The organism is Cytobacillus sp. SAFR-174 (genome assembly GCF_051964675.1).
Classification (GTDB): Bacteria; Bacillota; Bacilli; order Bacillales; family Cytobacillaceae; genus Cytobacillus.
The window spans coordinates 56,178-63,120 of sequence record NZ_JBQCMZ010000025.1 but is presented as its reverse complement, the minus strand read 5'-3'; the positions used below and the strand labels follow the sequence as shown (position 1 = coordinate 63,120).

The following is a 6,943-nucleotide window of genomic DNA, read 5'->3' as shown; positions in this document are numbered from 1 at the left end:
GGCACGCCGCCAGCGTTCGTCCTGAGCCAGGATCAAACTCTCCATATAAGAGTTGATTAAGCTCGAGTTGTCTTTTCGAAAAAGACTAATGATTTAAACGTTGACGTATTGTTCGTTCAGTTTTCAAAGATCAATCTGCCGCTCAGAAGCGACTTTACTAATATATCATTTCTCAATCGCTTCGTCAACAACTTTTTTAAAAACTTTCAAATGCTGTTAGCGTCTCAAGCGACTGTTTTTATATAATAACACCTGCTACCCAGAAGGTCAACAAATTATTCATAAAAAATATAAGGATTTTATTATCCTTTCAAAATTAAAAGAAACCAGCTGTTTGAACCGCAGCTGGTTTCTTCTATATTATATATTATTGTTTTGAGATGACGATGATATCTTTTTCTTTAAGATCAACAGCGCCAGGCTTATTAATTTTAATCGCCTCACCCTGCTGAAGGTTTGTGAAGACGATCGGTGTAATAATAGAAGTGGCGTTTTCCCCGATATAATCAAGATCCACTTTCAATAGCGGCTGTCCAGCTTCTACACGGTCATTTTCAGCAATTAACGCTTCAAATCCCTGGCCTTTCAGGTTAACTGTATCGATACCCACATGAATCAGGATTTCACGGCCTGAGTCTGAAAGGATGCCGATTGCGTGCTTAGTCGGGAACATATTAACGATTTTCCCGTCTACCGGTGAAACTACAGTTCCCTCTGAAGGCACAATCGCAAAACCATCACCCATCATCTTACCTGAGAATACAGCGTCAGGTACTTCTGTAATTGGTTTGATTTCACCTTTTATTGGCGCAATGAATGAATCTTCCTTATGTTCAGTCTGAAGAGCCTCAGGATTTACTTCTTCAATCTGCTGCTCCACTCCGCCTTCCGGAGCTTTTTCAACTGCGCGCGGTCTTTTGCCGCTCATGATGTCTTTCATTTGGCCTTTGATTGTTTCAGATCTCGGGCCAAAGATAGCCTGAATGTTGTTTCCAACTTCCAGTACCCCAGAAGCGCCAAGTTTTTTCAAGCGTTCTTTATCTACATTTTTAATATCGTTTACTGATACACGAAGTCGAGTAATACAAGCATCTAGATGAGCGATGTTTTCTTGTCCGCCCATAGCATCAAGAACTTCATATGGAAGATCTCCACCTTTGCCTGAAGCAGCCGATTCTTCATCTTCTACTTCTTCACGGCCAGGAGTCATTAAATTAAATTTGCGGATGGCAAATCTGAAGCCAAAGTAATAGATCACAGCGAATACCAATCCAACCGGAATAACAATCCAGGCATTTGTCTGAGGGTTGATTAATCCGAATAAAATATAGTCAATCAAACCGCCTGAGAAAGTCATGCCGATTTTCACATCCAAGAGATGCATGGTCATAAACGAAAGACCTGCAAACACTGCGTGTACAGCAAACAAAATCGGAGCTACGAACAAGAATGAGAATTCAAGCGGCTCTGTGATACCTGTTAAGAAAGAAGTTAATGCCGCAGACGCCATAAGACCTCCGACTACCACTTTCTTTTCAGGACGTGCTTCATGATAAATGGCTAATGCAGCAGCAGGCAGACCGAACATCATGAACGGGAATTTACCAGTCATAAATGTACCCGCAGTAAGGTTTTGTACATTGTCACTGATTTGCGCCATGAAAATCCGCTGGTCTCCGCGTACTGTTTCACCTGCATTCGTTACATACTGTCCAAATTCATACCAGAACGGAGAGTAGAAAATATGATGCAGACCAAAAGGAATCAGCGACCGTTCAATTAAGCCAAATATAAATGCTGATAAAGTCAGGTTTGCATGAACCATGTTTTGTGAGAAGGCATTTAATCCTTCCTGGATTGGCGGCCAAATAACCAGCATCAGCAAACCAAGGACTACTGATGCAGCAGCCGTAATAATGGGAACGAAACGTTTCCCTGCAAAGAATCCTAAGTATGAAGGAAGTTCGATTTCATAGAATTTGTTGTATAATGCAGCAGCGATAATCCCAACTATAATACCGCCGAATACACCAGTTTGCAGAGTTGGAATACCTAAGATATTCGCATAATTAAGTCCATTTACATCCTCTGCCGTTATTCCGGCAGCCGTACCCATTGTCACGTTCATAATCAAATAACCGATAATAGCAGCTAGCGCAGCTACACCTTCACCGCCTGCCAAACCAACAGCTACACCAACTGCAAATAACACCGGCAGGTTGGCAAAGACGATATCCCCTGCTTTTTGCATAACCTGGGCAACGATTTCAACCCCGCTGTTATCCAGGAACGGAGCCAGTTCGAGCAGCGCCGGATTCTGCAGAGCCGCACCAAGAGCAAGCAGAATCCCCGCTGCAGGCAGCAAGGCTACAGGAAGCATCAAGGCTTTTCCGACTTTTTGCAGGACGCCAAATACTTTTTTAAACATATGTTAACCCCCTAAATTTTTTACTCATTAAGCGTTTTCATTTAATAGCGGCAACCATTAAAAAATAAAAAAGGCATGAGGAAAAAAGGATAGAATCCAGGTGCATACAAGGGTATCATACCCTATTTCCCTAAATTCAATTACCTTTCTTCACTCATGCCTGATCGAATCAGTAACACGTAAAGACTTGCCATTTCTGGACAAGATACTATCGTAATTAATTTATTTTCTTTTGAAGCCTTTGCAGATGCATAGTCAGATACACAGCTTCTGCGTTATAGACTGTTTTTTTTAATGTTTGCTGCATTACTTTAATGAGCTTCCATGAGAGATTGTAGCATACCGGGTATTCTTCTTTCAAGAGTGAAGTTATTTTTTCCGGTTCTTCAACGATCTCGCCTTTGTTGACCCTTTCAATGGTGAAGCGGATATGGCGGACAAGCCTCATATAATCGATGCTGTCTTTATCAATTTGAATGTCCAGCTGGTCTTCAATCATGTTAACGAGATGAGTCACCAGCTGAGAATGCTGATTCACTTCGGATAAATCACGGTTCATTACAGCACTGTGAACGTGCAGGGCAATAAACCCAATCTCTCCTTCCGGCAAATAAATACCCGTGCGATGCCCTATAAGATTTACAACTTCCTGGGCGATTTCGAATTCAAATGGGTAAAGTGTCTTCGTTTCGATAAGAAAAGGATTTCTCATTTCCATCCCTTTCTTCATGCGTGTTATCGCAAACATCAAGTGGTCAGTAAGCGCAACATGGATATGCTCATTAAGCATGGAGTTTGCCCTTTGTTTAATCAATTGGATCGAGGAGATAATTGCCTCAAGCAATTCATTCTCCACATAAGGCATGAGCTTCAGATAATTCTCCTGCTCTTTTTCATTTTTAAGCACAAAAAGCTTTTCAACCAAAGCAGAATCGATTGGCTGGCCCGATTTCCGGTTAAAGCCAATCCCCTTTCCAATCAGGACGACTTCTCCCAATGACTCATGGCTGCCAATAAGGACGTTATTATTCAGCACTTTTTTTACCTTGTACTCACCCATTCTCTTCTCCCCGCCCATTAAACAATGTACTCTCATGGTATAAAAGCCTGTACGGGAAGTCAACGAATCGATTTGAATTAAAAAGAGACCCGCATCCCAGCGGGTCCCACACATCCTGTTACTTCAGGAAAATGAAATACATAACAAATATGACAAACAGCACATACATGATTGGGTGAATCTCTTTGATTCTTCCTTTTACAATCATGGTGATTGGGTAGAAGATAAATCCGATTGCAATTCCTGTTGCGATGCTGTAAGTCAATGGCATTGCAATAATTGTCAGGAATGCCGGAACAGCAATTTCAAACTTTGTCCAGTCAATGTTGCCTAATGATGCAACCATCAATACACCGACAATGATCAGTGCTGGAGCCGTCACCGCAGAAGTAATGACTTCTAATAGCGGGAAGAAAAATAATGAAAGCAGGAAGAACCCAGCTGTGACAATTGATGCAAATCCTGTTCTAGCACCTGCCGCAACCCCTGATGAAGATTCTATAAAGGAAGTTGTGGTGGATGTTCCGAAAATCGCACCAACGACTGTTGCTGTTGAGTCTGCCAGAAGCGCTTTACCTGCACGAGGCAATTTATTTTCTTTCATTAAGCCCGCCTGGTTGGCAACACCCACCAACGTTCCAGCTGTATCAAAGAAGTCGACGAACAGGAATGTCAGGACAACGACCAGCATGCTGGTTGAGAAGAATGAAGGGTCGCTGTATGCCCCGAATGCCGCTCCGAACGTTGGAGCCACACTTGGCACAGAATCAACTACCTTTCCAGGGACGTCAATCAAGCCGGCAATCATCCCAGTAACTGTGGTAATTACCATACCTATAAAGATTCCGCCATTAATTCCTTTTGTCATCAGGATCACTGTTATGACGATGCCGAAAATAGCCAGGAGCACATTCCCGTCAGTAAAATCGCCTAATCCAACAAGGACCGCATCATTGTTGACAATAAGCCCTGCGCTTTGAGCGCCGACAAATGTAATAAACAAACCGATTCCGGCACTGACCGCATACTTTAATTCTGCAGGAATCGAGTTAATAATTTTTTCACGCAAACCTGACAGGGATAAAAGGATAAAAATAATCCCTGAGATCAGAACCCCGCCTAATGCATGCTGCCAAGGAATTCCCATTGTTAACACAACTGTATATGCAAAAAACGCATTTAATCCCATTCCGGGTGCAAGTGCAATCGGGTATTTGGCTAATACCCCCATTAAAAGGGATCCGATTGCCGCAGCCACTGCTGTCGCCACAAAAACTGCCCCATAGTCCATTCTCATGGCATCCGGCAAATCCGGTATATCCATTAACGATAAAGTAATCGGGTTAACGACTAAAATATAAGCCATTGCTAAAAACGTTGTGAGTCCGCCGATGAATTCACGGCGATAGTTCGTACCAAGTTCTTCAAACTGGAAGTACTTCTTCATTTCTTTTCCCCCTATTGTCTATCTTTATTTTCACAATAAAAAAAACTCCGGTATTGAGTACCGGAGCATTGACAACTGGCTCGTGCTTGCCATAGGGAAAAACAAAAAAGAATAAAGGCAAAAACATCCCTATTTGCACTTACCTCGTAGTCAAGCTATTTACGGCAGCTCGGTAGAAACTTTTGGGCCATATCCCCAAGATTATACGACGTAAAACAACATATTTAATTCTTCTTTATCATAGCACCTCAAAAAGTCCCAGTCAATAGAAAAAGCGAACATTTTCATGTCCGCTTTTTATTATTGTTCGTATTTTATTCCCACTCAATCGTAGCAGGCGGCTTGCTCGTAATATCGTACACAACCCGGTTTACATGTGATACTTCATTCACGATTCTTGTTGAAATAATTTCCAGCACATCCCAAGGGATACGTGCCCAGTCAGATGTCATGCCATCAATTGAAGTAACGGCACGGATTCCAATCGTATAATCATACGTCCGGGCATCACCCATTACCCCCACACTGCGGATGTCGGGCAGAACAGTGAAGTATTGCCAAATATCACGGTCCAGACCTGCCTTTTTAATTTCCTCACGCAAAATGGCATCAGACTCGCGCACAATTTCCAGTTTGTCTTCTGAAATCTCTCCCAGAACACGGATGCCTAATCCCGGACCTGGGAATGGCTGTCTCCACACGATTTCATCCGGAATGCCAAGCTCAGATCCCAATGCACGCACTTCATCTTTAAACAGAGTGTTAAGCGGCTCAATCAGCTTAAATTGCATATCTTCAGGAAGCCCGCCTACATTGTGATGAGATTTAATCGTCTGGGCAGTAGCTGTTCCACTTTCAATAATATCGGTATAAAGTGTTCCTTGTGCAAGGAAATCAATGCCTTCAAGCTTAGCAGCTTCATCATCGAATACATAGATGAATTCATTGCCAATGATTTTACGCTTTTGTTCAGGATCGCTCACACCTTTAAGCTTATTCATAAAGCGTTCCTGGGCATCCACTTTAATTACATTCATATTAAAGCCATCAGCAAATGTCTTCATGACGCCTTCTGCTTCATCTTTTCTCAGCAGGCCGTGATCCACGAAAATACATGTCAGCTGGTCGCCGATTGCTTTATGGATAAGGACGGCAACAACAGATGAGTCAACCCCGCCGCTCAATGCGCAAAGCACCTTTTTATCTCCAACTTCCTGGCGGATCTTTTCCATTTCAATTTCAATGAAGTTCTCCATTGACCAATCACCGGTACAGCCGCAAACACCGAACACAAAGTTTTTCAGCATATCATTTCCATGAACGGAGTGGCGCACTTCTGGGTGGAATTGAACAGCGTATAAACCGCGCTCTTCATTGCTCATAGCCGCAATCGGGCATGATGGATTGGTACCATCCACTGTGAAACCAGCCGGAGCCTCTACAACAAGATCGCCATGGCTCATCCAGACTGTCTGTTCCCGAGGAAGATCTGTAAACAATTTGGACTCGTTTTCAATCTTCATGATCGCCTTTCCGTATTCACGGTGCTTGGCAGGTTCTACTTTTCCATCAAAGTGCATGGTCATCAGCTGCATGCCATAGCAGATTCCAAAAATCGGCAAGCCCAGTTCAAAAATTTCTTCATCACAGCGGAAGGCATTTTCGCCATAGACACTGTTAGGACCTCCGGAGAAAATAATTCCTTTCGGATTCATTTCCTTGATTTCTGCAGCTGTAATCGTATGCGGATGCAGCTCGCTGTATACACCAAACTCACGAATTCTGCGTGTGATTAACTGATTGTACTGGCTTCCAAAGTCCAGCACTACTATCATTTCCTGATTTTGAAGTTCTGTTTTCCCCGTCACACTGTTCACCTCATTAAATTTGTTATATTGCCTTTAGTCTTCTCTCCTGCAGATAAAATATCTAGTAAAAATATAATTTCTCAAGCATTTCATATATATCAGCGGGAAGCTGGACAATAAAAAAACCGGGACTCTTTCTC

Annotated in this window: 4 protein-coding genes and 1 riboswitch; all 4 genes read right to left on the bottom strand. The window is 42.7% G+C overall.

Annotation, left to right across the window (positions count from 1 at the left end; genetic code table 11):
• Positions 1-367: 367 nt before the first annotated feature.
• The 4 genes from ptsG to guaA all read right to left on the bottom strand — a co-directional run bounded on the left by ptsG (position 368) and on the right by guaA (position 6,770).
• A complete protein-coding gene (ptsG, locus tag ACTHRG_RS20465; protein ID WP_076262113.1) occupies positions 368-2,428 on the bottom strand; it encodes a glucose-specific PTS transporter subunit IIBC in 2,061 nt (686 codons plus the stop codon).
• A 217-nt stretch (positions 2,429-2,645) separates the two neighbouring features.
• Entirely contained in the window at positions 2,646-3,488 is an 843-nt protein-coding gene (gene glcT / locus ACTHRG_RS20460; RefSeq protein WP_076262116.1) for a glucose PTS transporter transcription antiterminator GlcT, read from the bottom strand.
• Positions 3,489-3,606: 118 nt separating this feature from the next.
• Positions 3,607-4,935 carry an NCS2 family permease gene (locus ACTHRG_RS20455; protein WP_076262119.1) on the bottom strand — a complete coding sequence of 443 codons (1,329 nt, stop codon included), beginning with the start codon at positions 4,933-4,935 and terminating at the stop codon, positions 3,607-3,609.
• 127 nt (positions 4,936-5,062) lie between these two features.
• A riboswitch (purine riboswitch) is annotated at positions 5,063-5,164 on the bottom strand.
• 85 nt (positions 5,165-5,249) lie between these two features.
• A complete protein-coding gene (gene guaA / locus ACTHRG_RS20450; protein WP_175609161.1) occupies positions 5,250-6,770 on the bottom strand; it encodes a glutamine-hydrolyzing GMP synthase in 1,521 nt (506 codons plus the stop codon).
• Positions 6,771-6,943: the final 173 nt, after the last annotated feature.

What these genes read in the sequence shown, in the direction of transcription:
- ptsG (WP_076262113.1), bottom strand. Translation starts at nt 2,428, where the DNA reads ATGTTTAAAAAAGTATTTGGCGTCCTGCAAAAAGTCGGAAAAGCCTTG.
- glcT (WP_076262116.1), bottom strand. Translation starts at nt 3,488, where the DNA reads ATGGGTGAGTACAAGGTAAAAAAAGTGCTGAATAATAACGTCCTTATT.
- ACTHRG_RS20455 (WP_076262119.1), bottom strand. Translation starts at nt 4,935, where the DNA reads ATGAAGAAGTACTTCCAGTTTGAAGAACTTGGTACGAACTATCGCCGT.
- guaA (WP_175609161.1), bottom strand. Translation starts at nt 6,770, where the DNA reads ATGATAGTAGTGCTGGACTTTGGAAGCCAGTACAATCAGTTAATCACA.